This window comes from Pseudomonas fragariae (ex Marin et al. 2024), assembly GCF_059621105.1.
This window is the reverse complement of record NZ_CM184369.1, coordinates 3,291,254-3,307,191: the sequence shown is the minus strand read 5'-3', so window position 1 is coordinate 3,307,191 and position 15,938 is coordinate 3,291,254. Positions and strand designations below refer to the sequence as shown.

The following is a 15,938-nucleotide window of genomic DNA, read 5'->3' as shown; positions in this document are numbered from 1 at the left end:
GAAGACGAAAGGTTTATCCCTTGGGGTCCAGCGCATCGCGCAGGCCGTCACCCAGCAGGTTGAAACACAGGACCGTGATGTAGATCGCCACGCCAGGCGCAATCGACATCCACGGAGCCTGCTCCATGAAATTCTTCGCAGTATTGAGCATCGAGCCCCAGGACGGCGACGGCGGTTGCTGGCCCAGGCCGAGGAACGACAGGCTGGCTTCAGCCAGAATCGCCGAGGCGATGGTCAGCGTTGCCTGCACGACCAGTGGCGACATCACGTTGGGCAGTACGTAACGCAGGATGATCCAGCGATCCGGCAGACCGATGGCGCGGGCACCTTCGAGGTAATCCTCGTGCTTGATCGACAGCACCTGGCCGCGGGTCAGCCGGGCAAAGATCGGCATCGCGGACAGGCCGATGGCGATCATCGCGTTGGTCAGGCTGGGGCCGAGAAAGGCGCCCAAAGCGATGGCCAGCACCAGAAACGGGCAGGACAGCAGCGCTTCCATGACCTGCGAAATGATCATGTCCAGCTTGCCGCCAAAGTACCCGGCCAACAGACCCAGAGGCACGCCGATGAACATGGCGATGGCCACCGAAACACCACCGGCCAGCAGTGAACTGCGGGCGCCATACAGCAAGCGTGAGAACAGATCGCGTCCCAGTTCGTCGGTGCCCATCCAGTAGATCAATGAGGGGGCCTTGCGTACGGCGAGGAAGTTGGCTTTGAGCGGATCATGCGGCGCAATCCAGGGCGCCAGAACCGCCGCCAGGACAAACAGCAGCAACACCGCCGCGCCAAGTACCGCGCCTTTGTTGGCAAGGAATTTCTTCAGAAAAGGCGAGCGACTGCGGGGCAGGATCGCGCTGTGCGGGAGGCTGGCAATAGCGGTCATCAGGCAGTCCTCAGACGTGGGTTGATCAGGCGATAAAGCACGTCGGCCAGCAGGTTCAACATCAGGAAGCCAATCGCGACACACAACACCACGCCTTGCACCACGGCGTAGTCGCGGTTGAACACGGCGTCGACGATCATTTTGCCGAACCCCGGGATGCTGAATACCTGTTCGGTCAGCACCGCACCGCCGAGCAACTCGCCGAACAGCAGCGTCGTGAGTGTGACGATAGGCATCAGCGCGTTGCGCAACGCATGCTTGAGAATGACTGTACGGGGGAATAACCCCTTGGCCCGGGCGGTGCGGACGTAGTCAGTGCGCAGTACTTCCAGCATGGCGCTGCGGGTGTGGCGCATGAGAATCCCCGAAAGCCCGGCACCCAAGACGAACGCTGGCAGGATCAGGGTCTTCAGGTTTTGCCCGAAGTCCTCACCCATCGGCACAAAGCCGGAGGCGGGCAGCCACTGCAGTTTCACCGCAAAGACCATGATCAGCAGAATGCCCAGCCAGAAGTGCGGAATGGAAATCCCCGACAGCGCCACCACGTTGGCCCCGTAATCCACGGCGGTGCCTTTGCGCACCGCCGAAATGATCCCGGTGGGAATGCCGATCAACAGCGCAATCAGCAGGGCCAGCACCGCCAGTTCGATAGTCACCGGCAGTTTCGACGCCAGCAGCGTGGTTACCGCTTGTTCGGTGCGCAGCGATGTGCCGAGGTCGCCGGTCAGCACGTTGCCGACCCAGTTCAGGTACTGCAAGGGGATCGGGTCATCGAGCCGGTATTTGTCGCGCAGGTATTCCATGACCGCCGGATCGCGCTCTTCCCCGGCCATGGCCAGCACCGGGTCACCCGGCAGCAGCTTCTGCAGGGTGAAGACGAACAGCGAAACCAGAATCAGCGTCGGTATCGAGCTGAGCAGGCGTCGCAGGATGAACATCAGCATACCGGAACCTCGCAGGTGCGCCCGTCAGTCATGGCTTGAACGCGACATTGTTCAGACGAATCAGACCGTCCGGGTTAGGGACAAAACCGGTCACGTTGTTACGCATGGCAATGATTCGCGGGTCGAAATACAGGTAGGCGGTGGGTACTTCATCGGCCAGCAAGCGCAGCGCGTCGTTGTACAGCGCCTGGCGTTGTGCAACGTCGTTCACGGTGCGCGCCTTGTTGAGCAGTTCGTCGAGCCTGGCGTTGCAGTACTTGCCGTCGTTCTGGCCGCCTTTGCAGGTCACGAACTGATGGATGTCGCCATCCGGATCAGGACGACCCGACCAGGCGCTCATGCCGATCTGGAAGTTGCCACTCGCCTGTTCGCTGAGCATCGTCGCGTATTCCGTGGCAATCAGGTTGACCTTGAAGCCCGCTTCTTCAGCCATGGCCTGAATGATCTGCCCGACCTGTTGCGCGATGGGGTTGTTGGCCACTTTCAGGTCCACCGCCAACGGCAGTTTCACGCCGGCCTGCGCCAGCAGCGCCTTGCTTTTCTCGATATCGCGAGTAGGGATCGGCAGTTCCTTGTCGTAATACGGGCTGTTTTTCGGGAACGGCTGAGCGCTTGGTGCGTACAGACCCTCGAACACCACCTGATTAATGGCATCGCGGTCGATGGACAGCTCAAACGCCTTGCGTACGCGCTTGTCCTTGCCCATCGGCGAGTTGGCTTTTTCGCCATTGCCAATGTTGAACATCAGTTGCATGTAGCCCAGGCCCGGTGTGTTGTAGATCGCCAGCTTGCTGTCGCCCTTGACGGTTTTCACATCGGTTGGCGCCACGCGCTCGATGATGTCCAGATCGCCGGAGCGCAGGTTGGCCAGGCGCACCGAGGTGTCCGGAATCGGCAGGAACACCACTTTGTCGAAGTGATAAGCCTGTTTATTCCAGTAGTTGTCAAAACGCTCCAGTACGATTCGATCCTGCTGCACGCGCTGCACGAATTTGTAAGGGCCGGAGCAGACCGGGTTGGAGGCGAACTCAGCTTGCGCGGCTTTGGGCGCGAGCATCATCCCGGCACGGTCCGACAGTTGCGAAACCAGCGTGGCATCGGCTTGCTTGAGCTTGATGGCGACAGTTTTTGCGTCAATCACCTCGACGCTGTCCACCGAGGCCAGCTCGCTTTTGCGCAGGGAGTCGGGGAGGGTGCGGGCGCGATCAAGGTTGAACTTCACCGAGGCGGCATCAAAAGGTTCGCCATCGTGGTACGTCACGCCTTCGCGCAACGTCATGGTCAGGGTTTTACCGTCTTCGCTCCAGTTCCAGGCGGTGGCCAGTTGCGGCGAGTAGGTCAGGTCCGGGTTGACGTCCACCAGTTTGTCGCACAGCGCGGTGTAGACCAGGCGGCCGGAGTAGGTGCGCGAACGGTGCGGATCCAGCACATCGGGATCGTCCTGAATGCCGATGCGCAACGTCGATTCGGCGAAGGCAGCGTTGGCGGCCAGCAATAACAATGTTCCTGTCACGACGCGTGCGATTTTCATGGCTGGCTCTCCACTGCAAGGGATTGATGGTGCTTGAACAGATTCAGGCGCTGGGTGTAGGCAGCGCTGGGTGTCGGAAGGATCAGCGTGGCGCTGCCTGCGTTGGCGATTTCACGCCAGAAGTGGCAGGCGACCTGGCGTTCGGCCTCGACCGTTTCCATGACCGGCGCAGCCTCCTTGCACAGCGCACGAGCGTGCGGGCAACGGGTATGAAAGCGGCAGCCTGAAGGCGGGCGGCTGGGGCTGGGCATATCGCCGCCGAGTAACGGACGCGGCTGGCGCAGGTCAGGGTGGCTGACCGGCACGGCGGCCATCAACGCCTGGGTATAAGGGTGCAAGGGGTTTTCGAACAGCGCGTCGACCGGCGCCTGTTCGACGATTTCACCCAGGTACATCACTGCTACGCGGTCGCTCATGTGGCGAATCACCGCGAGGCCATGGGCAACAATCACCAGAGTCAGGCCGAATTGATGCTTGAGGTCTTCGAGCAGGTTGACCACTTGCGCCTGCACCGAAACGTCCAGCGCCGAGACCGGCTCGTCACCGAGGATCAGGCGTGGCTCGGAAGCCAGTGCGCGGGCAATGCCGATGCGCTGGCGTTGGCCACCGGAGAATTCATGGGGATGCCGACCACCGTGTTCAGGAGCAAGGCCTACGGTGCGCAATAACTCGGCGACTCTTTCCTGACGGTCGCTGCGGCTGGCCTGACTATGTAGCCAGATTGGTTCGCCAACGATGGATTCCACGGTCATGCGTGGATTCAGCGAGGCGAACGGGTCCTGAAAGATGATCTGCAAGTCACGGCGTACCTGGCGCAGCTTTTCCGGCGTCAGGTTGGCCAGGTTGCGACCCTCGTAGATCACGTCACCCGCAGTCGGGTGCAGCAGGTTGAGCAGCAGGCGGCCAAGGGTGGATTTGCCCGAGCCGGACTCGCCTACCAACGCCAGCGTCTCGCCCTTGCGGACTGACAGGTTGACCTCATTGACGGCCTGTACCGGCGGCTTCTTCCGCTGCAAAAGACCGCTTTCCACGGCAAAGTGCTTGCTCAGGCCGATGCCTTCGAGAATGGGCTTCTGCACGTTGCTGTCGGGGCTTGGGCGCCCGGCGATATCTCGTTCGGAAAGGTTCACGCACTGACTCCCACATGCTGTTCCAAAGGCGCCCGGATGCACGCGGCGAAGTGTCCGGGGGACAACTCAAGCAGCGGCGGGCGTTCGTCTCGGCATTGCTGGATCACGAACGGGCAGCGCCCGGCGAAGCGGCAACCGCTGGGCATTTCTGCCGGTGTCGGCACCCGGCCGTTAATCGTCGCCAGGCGGCCTTCACGAGGGCCGATCGAGGGCATCGAGCCCATCAGGCCGATGGTGTAGGGATGTTGCGGATCGTCGAACAGGGTTTTCACCGGGCCGCTTTCCACGACGCGTCCGGCGTACATGACCATGACCTCATCGGCGACTTCGGCGACTACACCCAGATCGTGGGTGATCAGAATCATCGCCGTGCCGGTCTCGGTCTGCAGGTTGGCGATCAGCGAAAGAATCTGCGCCTGAATGGTCACGTCCAGCGCAGTCGTCGGTTCGTCCGCAATGATCAGCGCCGGGTCATTGGCCAGCGCCATGGCAATCATGGCCCGTTGCCGCATGCCACCCGAGAGTTCATGCGGGTAGGCGTCCAGCCGCTGGCGAGCGTCCGGCACGCGGACCTTTTCCAGCATCTCTAGAGCGCGCTGGCGGGCTGCCTTGTCTGAGAGGCCTTGATGACGCATCACACTTTCAGCGATCTGCTCGCCGATGGTGAAGACCGGATTGAGGGAGGTCATCGGCTCCTGGAAGATCATCGCCATACGGTTACCGCGCACGTCCAGCAAGCGCTCTTCGGACATGCCCAGCAAGGCTTCATCGATCAGCAGCGAATCGCTCGCGCCAACCCTGGCCGTTGACGGCAACAGGCCCATCAGGCCCATCGAGGTCACGCTCTTGCCGCAGCCGGACTCGCCGACGATGGCCAGGGTCTTGCCACGCTTGACGGAAAACGACACGCCGTCGACAACATTGGCGGGCGCACCGGCAAAGCGGACGGTCAGGTCGCTGATGCTGAGCACCGTGCCGTCGCCGTTTTCTGTGAGGTGGGCAGTGGCGCTCATAGGCTGGCCTCCAGGTCTTGGTTGATAACGGTGTTCAGGGCCTGTTGCAGCGCACGTAGATGGCCGCGCATGGCAGTGGCGGCCTTGATCGGATCGCGGCTTTCAATGGCGCTGACGATGTCGTCGTGATCGTGGCTGTAGGTGTCGAGGCGGTCGGCATTGCGCGCCCGGTGACGCAAGTCGCGCCAGGCGGGGTCCAGACGGATCGCATCGAGCATTTCGAAGATGTCCAGCATCAGTCGATTACCCGCCGCTTCGGCAATGGCGCGGTGCAGGGCGCTGTCCCACAGCTCGATGCCTTCGGCATCGGTCTGCTCGGCGACCTGCTGGCGAGTAGTGCGCTCGGCAAGGCGGCGCAGAATCGCCATCTGCTCACCATTGGCCCGTACCGCGGCCAATGAGGCAAGTGCCGGCTCCAGATGCAGGCGCGCTTCCATGACCTCGGTGAAATTGGTCCGCCCGGAAAGCCGCGCGAAGCTCATGGCGGCGCTGGGTGGCGTAGGTCCGACAAAGGTCCCTTTACCTTGCCGGCGCCAGACCTGGCCTTCGGCTTCCAGCACCGACAGGGCGCGACGAACTGCCCGTCGGCTGACCCCGAAATCGGCCGCCAGATCCCGCTCGGTAGGCAATGCCCGCTGGGGGAAGGCTGCATGCTGGGCAACGATCTGGCGCAACGCATCCAGCGCCAGTTTCGAAGAGTTGTCGATGGGAATGTCAGGGTCGAACCTTTGCATCGTGGTACTCGCGCCAGACCGGAAAAAGAGGCCCTGAGCTGCCCGCAGGCAGGGTTTCCAGGCAACAGGGCTGGTGCAAGAGCGATGCCAATGAAAATTGGTTCGGTCAATTTTGTACGGCAAGATGGCCAGCGACGACCACGGATCAAGCCTGGCGGGCCAATGTTCAAAGGTCCGCCGGCTTGGTCCGCGCCAGGGTGGGGGGATTGGTTCGCCGGTGGGTGAACCAATTTTCAGCGGGTACGGATTTATTGCATCAATGCGGGCAGGGTGCGCCAAAGTGCGCCGCTAGGTGGTCGACCGGAATGCTGCATCGGGTGGCGCGGCTCGCCATTCCAGGCCCAGATCGAGCAATGCGGCCCCCAGCGCCTTGCCATGGGCATCAAGAGCCAGCGATCGTGTGACTCCGCCACGCAGGATGCCGGGTACAACGAAGTTGAGCGCACCCACATGCGGCAGTTCGTAGCGGCGTACGGGTGGTCCGGTTGGGTCCAGCAGTTCGGCAAAGTGTTCAGTGACCAACTCCACCGTCAGCAGCTCAGCAAGACGTGGATAATCGTCGATGTGAAAGGCAACGACGGAGATATTAGACACGTCACCCTTGTCACCGGTACGTGTGTGAGCGATGTCCCGCAGTTGGGTGGTGTTCATGTCATGTCCTCTATATGCACCTGCAGTTTGACTGCGTCCCTTGGCAGGAACAGTGACGCTACGGCTACTACCTGGCGGACTGACTTGCTCGCACCGCCGCCTCCGTACGGGCCGTTGGTATAGAGGGTTTCCACTTCATTTCCGACGCGTACCGCATCGTTTTTGTCCACGCAACGCGCGGCCACCCGAAGGCGTACCTCCCAGGGCTCGCCCTCGGCGCGCGCTCCCAGGTGACTTCCATGCAAGGCGTTAACGCCGATCAGTTCGGCTCGAATGTCCTCACATGCCACGCCGGTCAGGGCCAGACGTTTGAGCACGATGTCCTTCGCCAACTGTCCGCGAGCCAGTGCGCCGGGGCCGCCGTAGGACATTTGTCCTTCGCCGATCCAGCCATCGAGAAAACCCACTGACACCTTCAGCGTCTCGGGGCGTGCGTGTCCGTCGGCCCCCTGAACGCGCACTTGGTTTCTTGCGATGGATTCGAAGGCAGCATGGGTGAAATCCGCGCTGACGTCGGGCGTCAGGTAGGCGGCAGGGTCATGCACTTCGTACAACATTTGCTCGGTGCAGGTGGCAGTATCAATGCGGCCACCGGAACCCGCCACTTTGCTGATGACGGCGTTGCCTGCCGCATCTATCTCGGCCAGCGGGAAGCCCAGGCGGTCGAGGTCCGGGACGTCTTTAAAACCGGGATCCGCGAAATAGCCGCCGCTAACCTGGCCGGCGCATTCGAGCAAATGCCCGACCAGGGTTCCGCGGCCCAGCAAAGCCCAGTCGTCCTCGGCCCAGCCGAACTCGAACATTTGCGCTGCGAGAAACAGTGACGGATCCGCGACCCTTCCGGTAACGATCACGTCAGCATCGGCGCGCAAGGCCTGGATGATGCCTTCCGCACCCAGGTAGGCATTGGCCGAAATGAGTCTGTCACCGAGGGATCGCAGTGACCGGCCATTGTCGAGGGTTTGATCGGGCTGTTGCAGCAGGGCTGCGAGCACGTCATCGCCTGTCAGCGCTGCGACTTTCAAGCCGCTCAGGCCAAGCTCTGCCGCTATCCGGCGTATTTCGCTTGCGGCGCCAAGCGGATTTGCGGCTCCCATGTTGGTGATGATTCGCAAGCGGCGGCGCGTGCCATCAGTACCTTTGCCCACAAAAGGCAAGACTCGGCGCATACGTTCGCTCAGCAATGGATCGTAGCCTGAGGATGGGTCCACCAGACGCGACTGCTGCGCCAGCGCAATGGTACGTTCCGCGAGGCATTCAAATACCAGGTAATCCAGTTCTCCATGCTCGGCCAGCTCGATCGCCGGCTCGATGCGGTCGCCGGAATAACCGGCCCCTGAACCAATCCGTATTGTTTTCATTCAGAAAACTCCTATGACCATAGCGGTCAGGGTCATGATGACCGAGGCCGCAAACAGGAAAGGGATAGTGAAGCGCTGGTGATCGGCCAGCTCGATCTTGCACAGGCCGACCAGCAGAAAGGTCGCTGGCGTCAACGGGCTGACCGGGAAGCCGGTGGTATGCACGCCAAGCAACGACGCCTGTGCGACCTGCATCGGGTCGACACCGAGGGCTTTGCCGACCTCGGCGACCACGGGCATGATGCCGAAGTAGAAGGAGTCCGGATCGAAAAGCAGGCTCAAGGGCATTGATATAAAGCCTACAACCACCGGGATCAGCTTGCCGTGCCCGGCCGGGATCTGGCCCACGGCCACTTCTGCCATGGCCTTCAGCATCCCGGTGCCTTGCATGATTCCTGTAAACACCCCGGCAGCCAGCAGGATGCTGGCCATGGTCAGGGCTGTCTTGGCGTGTGCATCGATGCGTGCCCGCTGTGTGTCCACGGCAGGGTAGTTGATGCACAAGGCAATCACGGTGCCGAGCATGAACATCACCACCGGGTCTACAACCCCCGCGATCATTACGCCCATCACCACCAGCGTCAGCAGCAGGTTGATCCAGAACAACCGAGGTTTGCGCAGTTCACGCTCAGCGTCGCTGAGCACGCGTTGGTGGGGTTTTACATCAAGATTGTCAGGGCCCAGGCCCAGGCGTCGCTCTTCGCGCCGTCCCAGGAAAAATGCGCAGGTGAAGACGAAGATCAGTCCGACGATCTGCACCGGAATGAGCGGCTGAAACAGATCCGAAACCGGCACGTGAAGGGCGGCGGAAGAGCGCAGCACCGGTCCCGTCCAGGGCAGGAAGTTGACCCCCGCAGCCATCGCCGTCACACACGCCAGTATGCGTTTATCCATGCCAAGGCGCGTGTACAGCGGCAGCATTGCGGGAATGGTCACAAGAAAGGTTACCGCGCCGGAGCCGTCCAGATGCACCAGCAGCGCCAGCAGTGCGGTGCCCATGACGATGCGGGTTGGCCGTGTGCCGACCCGTTTGAGGATGCGATCGATGATCGGATCGAGCATGCCGGCATCCGTCATGATGCCGAAGAACAGAATGGCGAATACAAACATCCCGACGACGGGCGCAACGTTCTTGATGCCGGTGATGATGAAGCCACTGGTTTGCAGACCGAAACCAGCGAGGAGGGCGGCGATGATCGGCAGGGCGATCAATGCAACCAGGGGAGAGATGCGTTTGCTCATGATGCTGACGAGCATGGCAAGAATGGTTATCACACCGAGTGTGGCGAGCATTGGCTGATCCTCTTCGGCATCCCTGTGCGCGACAGCGACGAGACACCCTATTGTTGTTTTGCAAGAGTAATAGCAACGACGCTATGCTCTGTGAATTGAAATATTCACTGGATCTTGTTCGGAAAAACAAAATGAAGAATTCGATCCAGCACATCCGCGCCTTCCTGTCAGTGGTTCAGACCGGCAGTTTTTCCAAGGCTGCAGCCACTCTCAACTTGTCGCCGTCTGCACTGACCGTGCAAATCCAGCAACTGGAGGATTGGCTCGGCGTTGCCTTGCTGGAACGAAGCCCACGCCATGTCTGCCTGACCGGCGCCGGGCAAAATGCACTGTTGCCCATGGAGAAACTGCTGCTGGATCTGGACAACATTGTTAGCGCCGCGCGGGATATCGCAGCCTCACGACGCGGCCTGATCACCATCGCCGCCTTGCCGTCGCTGTGTTCCGGCGTACTGCCTGCAGTGTTGAAGACGTTTCGCGAGCGATTTCCGGGAGTTGAGGTCAGGCTGCGAGATGTCGTCGCGCAGCGAATCGACGCGCTTGTACTAGAGCGCGAGGTGGATTTCGGATTAGGCGTACAGGCTCGGCCCACCCATGGGTTGGAGTTCAACGCCATCCTGGAAGACCGTTTGTGCCTGTTCGCTCCCGAAGACCATCCACTGGCGAAGCGTTGCGCAGTGAGACTGAACGAGATAGCTGTTTTCCCGATCGTTCTTACTGGCAGGGAAAGCAGCGTTCGCGATCTGGTCGAGCGAGTGTTTGCTGACGAGCAACTGCCTTTATCTGCGGGTCTGGAAGCCAATTACATGTCTACGGTACTGGCGTTGGTCAGGCAGGGGCAGGGCATTACGCTTCTTCCGGAGTCGGCGGACGATGGGCGGGGAGACCTGAGCAAAGTGCCAGTTGATCATCCGGGTGTCGTTCGGCAGATCGGGCTTATTACCCGTTCGGAGCAAACAATGGCTCCAGCCGTTGTCGAATTCGTTCAATTGCTGGAGGATCTGCGCACCCTCGGCAATCACAGCCGTTGATTTGCTATTGGTACGATGATTCGAATTCCCCTGTTCACTTGAAATGAAGACCCGATGCAACTCATTACCGAAATCATTCATCCCGACCTGAAGTCCACACAGGGCAGAATATTCCGACGCCATGCGGCACGCGGCATCGTATTGAGGGATGAGAAAATCCTTTTACTCTTTACTGAACGCTATAACGACTTCAGTTTTCCCGGTGGCGGCCTTGATGCAAACGAGGACATTGTTACTGGTCTGAAGCGTGAGCTTGAAGAAGAGACGGGCGCTCGCGAAATCCAGGTGCTCGAGCATTATGGTTACATCGAGGAGTACCGGCCCTATTGGAAGCCCCAGTATGATCTGATGCACATGACCTCGCATTTCTATCTGTGCGATGTCGCGCACCAGTTAGAGCCCGTGAGGATGGAAAGCCATGAAATAGCCAATGGCATGCGGCCCGTCTGGATCGGCGTAACTGAAGCCATCGCCCATAATGAGGCTGTTATGCAGCGCCAGGAGTCTTCGATGGGGCAGTCCATACAGCGCGAGACCTTTATGCTGAGAAAAGTTGAAGCAGAGTTAATCGTCAGTCGGTGAGTGTTTTCTGCCTGAGGCAAGTGTGGGCGGAGGTGCTTTTTGGTGTTGGTTGATAACTCAACTAAATGACTGTTTAGTTGAGTTATCAACCTCAGGGGGTTTAAGGATGGGCGAGGGCGGTTGTTCTGCTGGCGCACAGGGGCCTCGGCTCAACCTGATTTTTAGTCATCTGCACCGGTTAAAAAGAGACTCGACCGGTAATGCATTTTTGTACTTCCCCACCAATCCAGATGCGCTCGCCAATGTGTTCCACCTGAATTCGTCCGTGACGCCCCAACGCCGTACCTTGGCTGACGGTATATCTTTTCGGCATTAGCCCGGCTGGTATTAGCCATTGGGCAAGGCTGGCATTAAGGCTGCCAGTAACAGGGTCTTCGGCAGACCTGTTGCTAATGAAGGCTCGAACTTCGATATCAGCTTGTGCATCTAGTCCGATCCAATGGGCAAAGGCTCCTACGTTATCAGGATGGGTAGGACGCATGAGAAATGTAGTCTCGCTAAGGTTTGTCCAACGTGCGAATGCGGCCATTTGTTCGGCGGTCAGATCATCAGCGTCGCTTACGACTGCGAGTGCATTGCCTTCCAAGGGCTTACTGGCGAATACATCAACCTGGTGAAAACTCAGTGTATTGGGCATAAAGCTCTCGTAGGTCGGGTTACGTGGGAAAAGTAACCCTAAATACATCGCAGGATAGTGTCCACCAGGTGCGCATGGTTGGATCTGGTTCTCGACCCACTTGATGCTAATGCGTACGACCTGGTCATCGAGGTATCGCGACAGCGCTGCAGATCTATGCTCTCAATTTGGTAAAGGAACTGGATGCAGAACTGGGTTCGTCAGCACATGAAGTGTTTGTAAGTGGCGGTTTAGCTCAGGCGAGACTCGAGGTTGGTTGGGATGTGTCGGCAGGAGCCTTTTCCTGCTGAAATACGCTGGGCATTGGTCCAGATTACGTAATACTTTGTTACGCATAATGTATATTATGTTAAATTATGATCTGACACTCGCCAACGTGATCTTTGTCGTGCTTATCACTTGAGTGTACGCTCCCTATGAAGAACTGATTGACCGTTCAGCGCTTGCGATTCCATGAGTAACCCTGGCGACTCAATGCGCCTAGTACTTATATTGGAAGTCCGGCGCCGCTTAAAGACAGTTCCCGAGCACCTGAATGCGCTCAACGCCTGGCGAACGTGCATGTCCTTTCTCATATCACAATCTCGACGGCCTGAATTCCAAGACCGCCACCACAAAGTGCTTTGCCCGATCCTAGAGTCGATGATGCACTGGAGTTGGTCAATCCGAGGGAAAGCCTTGGATAATTGGAACGGCACCGACGCAAAGGCTCTTATAGAGTTCATCATGAGACCGCCGGTTGCGTGGGTAGCGACACCAGATTGTAGCCGGTACTCCAAAAAGACCCGCGGGAATTTCGCAGACAAGCCTCTCGATCCGCTATGGCGTCCGATCATCCGAAAAATCTTCTCGGGCGATGATCCAAGTCTGAGTTCTAAACACCACCGGAACTGGTTTATAACGCATGGACGGGAGTATTTCGCCTTCACCGATTCTCTGCCAAGCCCCAAGTCGCTCGCCAATGCCTACGACAACTTGGAACAACTCTCCGACCTGATGGGTATTGCGGAGTCGCTCACAAACTATAGTGAGAAATCGGAACCGTTTTTGTTCATCGTCGCAGCGGCCCTCCACTCGGACATTCCCATGAAGGCGCTCGGTGCCACACAGACCATCAAGCCAACGTTCTCTGCCTTCAAACCTCGAGACTTCGAAGCATCCGATCCAGTCTAAAATCAGCCCAAAACTGAATTTGCGAGCTTTTACCTGGCTTCACAGCTGGGGATTGCCAAGGGGCCAGGGATTTTCGAAAGTCCGCTTTACCTTGGTCGGCGCTTCCGCCTTTCTGCTCAATTCCAGCCCTACTTCCAGCGCTATGTGCAATTCAGGCACGAGCATGACCGATTGCTGAGTCCTCATAGCTACCTGCTTCCTTTGCTGCGTGGCATCGATGCTTATGGGTACGGCAGCCTCATTGAAAAGCTCAGCGACTTTACCAACAGCATCTTACAAGCCCTTCGCGAGAGGCCTGCATCGGCTCGGATGCACTGGAAAGGCTCGGACAAGCTTGAGCCCAGTTCTTCGCTCACATTTGCCGAGCTGCGTGAATCGGCAAAGCGCGCAGGCTGGATTCCGAAGATTTTCGTCTCCCAGGATGTTGGGGCTAAAGCAGACATTTGGCCAGATATTGGCATTCGACCAGATATATCGAAATCTCAGTGGTTTCAGCCCCACTGAGGGTAGAAAGTTAACTGTGGGAGCTTGGCTACTGAAGGGACTGGTTTGCCTCAGCCCCCGTAATATCTACGTCTAGGAGCTAGCGCCCTCCTCTCTACGACGCACGCGACGATAGATCATTAAGGGCGCGCACCGTAGGGTCGGCTGTAGTCTTTGCAATCACAGGGCCGCCAGTGTAGACGTTTGATAGAACTAGTAGGACGGCTTAATGAGTCCCCTGCTCCGCACGACCTCACATCCTGCGTCGACAAGCCTGGGCTAACGCCGACTAGGCTGATCGTTATGGTTAACTGGTCGCTCTTCAGAGCGCCGCTGAAACTCCGTCGTGGGTGGAGGAGCAGGCGTTTTGTTTTCCTGATTTTTAGGCTTCTGATCATTGCTCATGAATATAACTCCCTGCCGATGCTAATGACTGCCAACAGCGACAGCGCCCACGCGGCGTAGACCATCTCGCTGTAGGCAAAGTCTAGAGGTTTGGATTTCTCGTCGATAGCCGACTTCAATTTTTCTAAGGTGTCGACGTAGCAATTATAGAGGTGCTGTTGATGAGCTTGAGAGGCAGCGTTTTTCATCCATTCTGCGGTCTCACGGCTTGAGGGCAGCGATGGGCAGTCCCGTATTCTGAGCGCATTCAAGGCGTGGCCCCAAGAGCACACCACGCAGAACCCAGCGGCGAGGAACGAACCAAAAGCCAAGATATCCAGGGGGCCATGGAAAGCGAAAATCACCTTCCCCTTTGCGCTTACGAGAGCGGTCAGAGCCACGATCACAACCGATACAGCAGTGAGGAACTTAGCGCATTTGTTCTCAAAGTGATCGAATCGCGCCTGCTCGTCTTTATAGCGGTCTTTCAGGTAGGTCAGGGTTTCGTCCATGAGAGCGTCCGTCTGTCTGCGCTTGGTTAGAAGCCGCCGTATATGAAAACTAATGCTCAAGCAAAGCGTCTATGAGTGGTGCACCAGTACAGAATGCCAAGCAGCCAGGGGGTGAATCATGAGCTCAAATCACTATCGCGGTTTGGTACGTTCCCATCAACAGCGCATTGCTCGCCTGAGGGAATCTCACGCCCGGAAACTCCACGAGGCGGCAAAGCATGGAGAAGCCAGCCGTAAAGCCGAGACGGAGGCGACACGTGCTCAGTCTGCGTCGACTGTCAGAACAAAGCAACAACAAGCGCAGCGGTATGATGGCCAGAGAACCAGAGCTGAGGTAGACGCGGCGAAGATCGTCGCCGATATCAACCGTGAAATGGCTCGGCTTCTAGCAGACCAGCAGCAGCTCGACAAAGCCTTGGAACGGGAGCTAAAGGAAGCAGCCCGCAAGCGACAAACTGAACAGCAACGGCTAAATCAGCAGGTCGACCGAGACATCCAGTCACGCAACCGCCAACTTAACGTCTTGCAATCTGGCCTAGCTAATCAAATGGCCCGGGCAGACGATCTAGAGCGTGAAGTGGCCAAGCTTCAACAACTGCCTGAACAAATTTTGATTTTATTTTTCGGTGCTGATCCCGGTCGCAAATCTGAAAAAGCACTAGATCTCCAAAACGAAATCCGTGGGGTCAACTCCCACATCCGCGCTTCTAAGCATCGTGACGCTTTGAAGGTAAACTCTCACTGGGCTGTTCGTGCGGAGGATCTACTCCAAGCGCTTGATGAAAACGAGCCGGCCGTCATGCACTTCAGTGGGCATGGAACAAGTGCCGGACATTTGGTGTTAGAGAGCCCGAATGGTGAACCTCACCTGGTACCTCTGGAAGGAATGCTGCGTGCAATAGCAGGGAGCGCCCGCTATTTGAAGCTAGCCGTTTTCAATTGCTGCCATTCCTTGGAGCTGGCAGAACGTTGTTCTGTGCATGTTCACGCGGCCATTGGCATGGACGGCGCCATAGCAGATGAGGCAGCCAAAGACTTCGCCGCCCGGTTTTACGCGTCAATCGGCTTTGGGCAGGATATTCGTGAGGCTTTTAATCGGGCGACCACTCAACTTGCTATGACATATCCTGGTGAGTCGCACATCCCTCAGCTGTTCATAAACGCACTCGCAACGGAAGCTGACCTTACCTTGGTCAAGGCGTAGGGAGTTTTGTATCGCTCAACCATCTCGTTGGAGGGTTATCCCAACTTGGCGGCGCGTTCTCTACGGCTCTGCGGGCACCGGTTCAGCAATTGAGACTACCATCCGGTGCAAGTATCCAAGTCGATTTTTCTGACAAGCCAATGCTGGGTATAGTGATCGTGAAGGAACTCTTCACAGACATGTATGATGAGTACAGCGAGCGCGCTCTGGCTTTCATGGATAGGCATCAGGTTCCTGTGGTGTTCTTCGACGACCCCGCGCTGGAGGTACTCACGCCTCGGTGTGAGACTGAGGCAGCCTTCCTTTCGGCATGCCATGACGTATTTTGGTTTGCTGTCGAAAACGGCGAATATCCAAAACTGCGATTCTAGGAGAGCCGCTAATGGACT

The 15,938-nt window shown here is 58.2% G+C and carries 16 protein-coding genes; 5 read left to right on the top strand and 11 right to left on the bottom strand.

All coding sequences use genetic code 11. The features are described 5' to 3' along the window. Window positions 1-13: 13 nt before the first annotated feature. The 9 genes from AC54XV_RS14100 to AC54XV_RS14060 all read right to left on the bottom strand — a co-directional run bounded on the left by AC54XV_RS14100 (window position 14) and on the right by AC54XV_RS14060 (window position 9,543). Window positions 14-886 carry an ABC transporter permease gene (locus AC54XV_RS14100; protein WP_003401131.1) on the bottom strand — a complete coding sequence of 291 codons (873 nt, stop codon included), beginning with the start codon at window positions 884-886 and terminating at the stop codon, window positions 14-16. Beyond that, window positions 886-1,830: an ABC transporter permease gene (locus tag AC54XV_RS14095; protein ID WP_011267881.1), complete on the bottom strand. Its 945-nt coding sequence runs from the start codon at window positions 1,828-1,830 to the stop codon at window positions 886-888. The genes AC54XV_RS14100 and AC54XV_RS14095 overlap by 1 nt, the downstream gene beginning before the upstream one ends. A gap of 28 nt (window positions 1,831-1,858) precedes the next feature. Further along, window positions 1,859-3,361, bottom strand: a complete 1,503-nt coding sequence (locus tag AC54XV_RS14090) for an ABC transporter substrate-binding protein (protein WP_024660161.1) — start codon at window positions 3,359-3,361, stop codon at window positions 1,859-1,861. Then, window positions 3,358-4,491 carry an ABC transporter ATP-binding protein gene (locus AC54XV_RS14085; RefSeq protein WP_058398873.1) on the bottom strand — a complete coding sequence of 378 codons (1,134 nt, stop codon included), beginning with the start codon at window positions 4,489-4,491 and terminating at the stop codon, window positions 3,358-3,360. Before AC54XV_RS14085 ends, AC54XV_RS14090 begins: the two co-directional genes overlap by 4 nt. Continuing rightward, window positions 4,488-5,504 (bottom strand): ABC transporter ATP-binding protein, encoded by a 1,017-nt coding sequence (locus AC54XV_RS14080; RefSeq protein WP_024660163.1) that lies wholly within the window; start codon window positions 5,502-5,504, stop codon window positions 4,488-4,490. The genes AC54XV_RS14085 and AC54XV_RS14080 overlap by 4 nt, the downstream gene beginning before the upstream one ends. Next, window positions 5,501-6,238: a FadR/GntR family transcriptional regulator gene (locus tag AC54XV_RS14075; protein WP_003401136.1), complete on the bottom strand. Its 738-nt coding sequence runs from the start codon at window positions 6,236-6,238 to the stop codon at window positions 5,501-5,503. Before AC54XV_RS14075 ends, AC54XV_RS14080 begins: the two co-directional genes overlap by 4 nt. A 288-nt stretch (window positions 6,239-6,526) precedes the next feature. Next, window positions 6,527-6,889, bottom strand: a complete 363-nt coding sequence (locus tag AC54XV_RS14070; protein ID WP_058398874.1) for an AtuA-related protein — start codon at window positions 6,887-6,889, stop codon at window positions 6,527-6,529. Then, on the bottom strand, window positions 6,886-8,250 hold the full coding sequence (locus AC54XV_RS14065; RefSeq protein WP_058398875.1) for an acyclic terpene utilization AtuA family protein: 1,365 nt from the start codon (window positions 8,248-8,250) through the stop codon (window positions 6,886-6,888). The genes AC54XV_RS14070 and AC54XV_RS14065 overlap by 4 nt, the downstream gene beginning before the upstream one ends. Beyond that, the gene (locus AC54XV_RS14060) at window positions 8,251-9,543 is read right to left on the bottom strand and encodes a CitMHS family transporter (RefSeq protein WP_011267876.1); all 1,293 of its coding nucleotides are present in this window, start codon (window positions 9,541-9,543) and stop codon (window positions 8,251-8,253) included. A gap of 131 nt (window positions 9,544-9,674) precedes the next feature. Here AC54XV_RS14060 and AC54XV_RS14055 point away from each other — a divergent pair, with 131 nt between their 5' ends. Together AC54XV_RS14055 and AC54XV_RS14050 are read left to right on the top strand one after the other, a co-directional pair. Then, window positions 9,675-10,574 (top strand): LysR family transcriptional regulator, encoded by a 900-nt coding sequence (locus AC54XV_RS14055; protein WP_058398889.1) that lies wholly within the window; start codon window positions 9,675-9,677, stop codon window positions 10,572-10,574. Between the two features lie 54 nt (window positions 10,575-10,628). Further along, window positions 10,629-11,156, top strand: a complete 528-nt coding sequence (locus AC54XV_RS14050) for an NUDIX hydrolase (protein WP_057456988.1) — start codon at window positions 10,629-10,631, stop codon at window positions 11,154-11,156. Window positions 11,157-11,334: 178 nt separating this feature from the next. On the opposite strand, the gene AC54XV_RS14045 is transcribed toward AC54XV_RS14050, so the two are convergent. Next, a complete protein-coding gene (locus AC54XV_RS14045; RefSeq protein WP_024638169.1) occupies window positions 11,335-11,793 on the bottom strand; it encodes a PhzF family phenazine biosynthesis protein in 459 nt (152 codons plus the stop codon). A gap of 561 nt (window positions 11,794-12,354) precedes the next feature. Between AC54XV_RS14045 and AC54XV_RS14040 the strand changes: the two genes are divergently transcribed. Further along, the gene (locus tag AC54XV_RS14040; RefSeq protein ID WP_164920487.1) at window positions 12,355-12,966 is read left to right on the top strand and encodes a hypothetical protein; all 612 of its coding nucleotides are present in this window, start codon (window positions 12,355-12,357) and stop codon (window positions 12,964-12,966) included. A 171-nt stretch (window positions 12,967-13,137) separates the two neighbouring features. Further along, on the top strand, window positions 13,138-13,470 hold the full coding sequence (locus AC54XV_RS14035; RefSeq protein ID WP_164920486.1) for a hypothetical protein: 333 nt from the start codon (window positions 13,138-13,140) through the stop codon (window positions 13,468-13,470). A gap of 380 nt (window positions 13,471-13,850) precedes the next feature. Here AC54XV_RS14035 and AC54XV_RS14030 read toward each other — a convergent pair whose 3' ends face one another. Next, a complete protein-coding gene (locus tag AC54XV_RS14030) occupies window positions 13,851-14,345 on the bottom strand; it encodes a hypothetical protein (RefSeq protein ID WP_164920485.1) in 495 nt (164 codons plus the stop codon). 118 nt (window positions 14,346-14,463) lie between these two features. Here AC54XV_RS14030 and AC54XV_RS14025 point away from each other — a divergent pair, with 118 nt between their 5' ends. Beyond that, window positions 14,464-15,549, top strand: coding sequence for a coiled-coil domain-containing protein (locus AC54XV_RS14025; RefSeq protein ID WP_096127085.1), 1,086 nt, complete (start codon window positions 14,464-14,466; stop codon window positions 15,547-15,549). Window positions 15,550-15,938 lie beyond the last annotated feature (389 nt).

Excerpts from the sequence above, each read along its gene's own strand:
- AC54XV_RS14065 (WP_058398875.1), bottom strand. The coding sequence starts at position 8,250 with ATGAAAACAATACGGATTGGTTCAGGGGCCGGTTATTCCGGCGACCGC.
- AC54XV_RS14025 (WP_096127085.1), top strand. The coding sequence starts at position 14,464 with ATGAGCTCAAATCACTATCGCGGTTTGGTACGTTCCCATCAACAGCGC.
- AC54XV_RS14055 (WP_058398889.1), top strand. The coding sequence starts at position 9,675 with ATGAAGAATTCGATCCAGCACATCCGCGCCTTCCTGTCAGTGGTTCAG.
- AC54XV_RS14075 (WP_003401136.1), bottom strand. The coding sequence starts at position 6,238 with ATGCAAAGGTTCGACCCTGACATTCCCATCGACAACTCTTCGAAACTG.
- AC54XV_RS14095 (WP_011267881.1), bottom strand. The coding sequence starts at position 1,830 with ATGCTGATGTTCATCCTGCGACGCCTGCTCAGCTCGATACCGACGCTG.
- AC54XV_RS14060 (WP_011267876.1), bottom strand. The coding sequence starts at position 9,543 with ATGCTCGCCACACTCGGTGTGATAACCATTCTTGCCATGCTCGTCAGC.
- AC54XV_RS14030 (WP_164920485.1), bottom strand. The coding sequence starts at position 14,345 with ATGGACGAAACCCTGACCTACCTGAAAGACCGCTATAAAGACGAGCAG.
- AC54XV_RS14090 (WP_024660161.1), bottom strand. The coding sequence starts at position 3,361 with ATGAAAATCGCACGCGTCGTGACAGGAACATTGTTATTGCTGGCCGCC.
- AC54XV_RS14070 (WP_058398874.1), bottom strand. The coding sequence starts at position 6,889 with ATGAACACCACCCAACTGCGGGACATCGCTCACACACGTACCGGTGAC.
- AC54XV_RS14080 (WP_024660163.1), bottom strand. The coding sequence starts at position 5,504 with ATGAGCGCCACTGCCCACCTCACAGAAAACGGCGACGGCACGGTGCTC.
- AC54XV_RS14040 (WP_164920487.1), top strand. The coding sequence starts at position 12,355 with ATGTCCTTTCTCATATCACAATCTCGACGGCCTGAATTCCAAGACCGC.
- AC54XV_RS14050 (WP_057456988.1), top strand. The coding sequence starts at position 10,629 with ATGCAACTCATTACCGAAATCATTCATCCCGACCTGAAGTCCACACAG.
- AC54XV_RS14100 (WP_003401131.1), bottom strand. The coding sequence starts at position 886 with ATGACCGCTATTGCCAGCCTCCCGCACAGCGCGATCCTGCCCCGCAGT.
- AC54XV_RS14045 (WP_024638169.1), bottom strand. The coding sequence starts at position 11,793 with ATGCCCAATACACTGAGTTTTCACCAGGTTGATGTATTCGCCAGTAAG.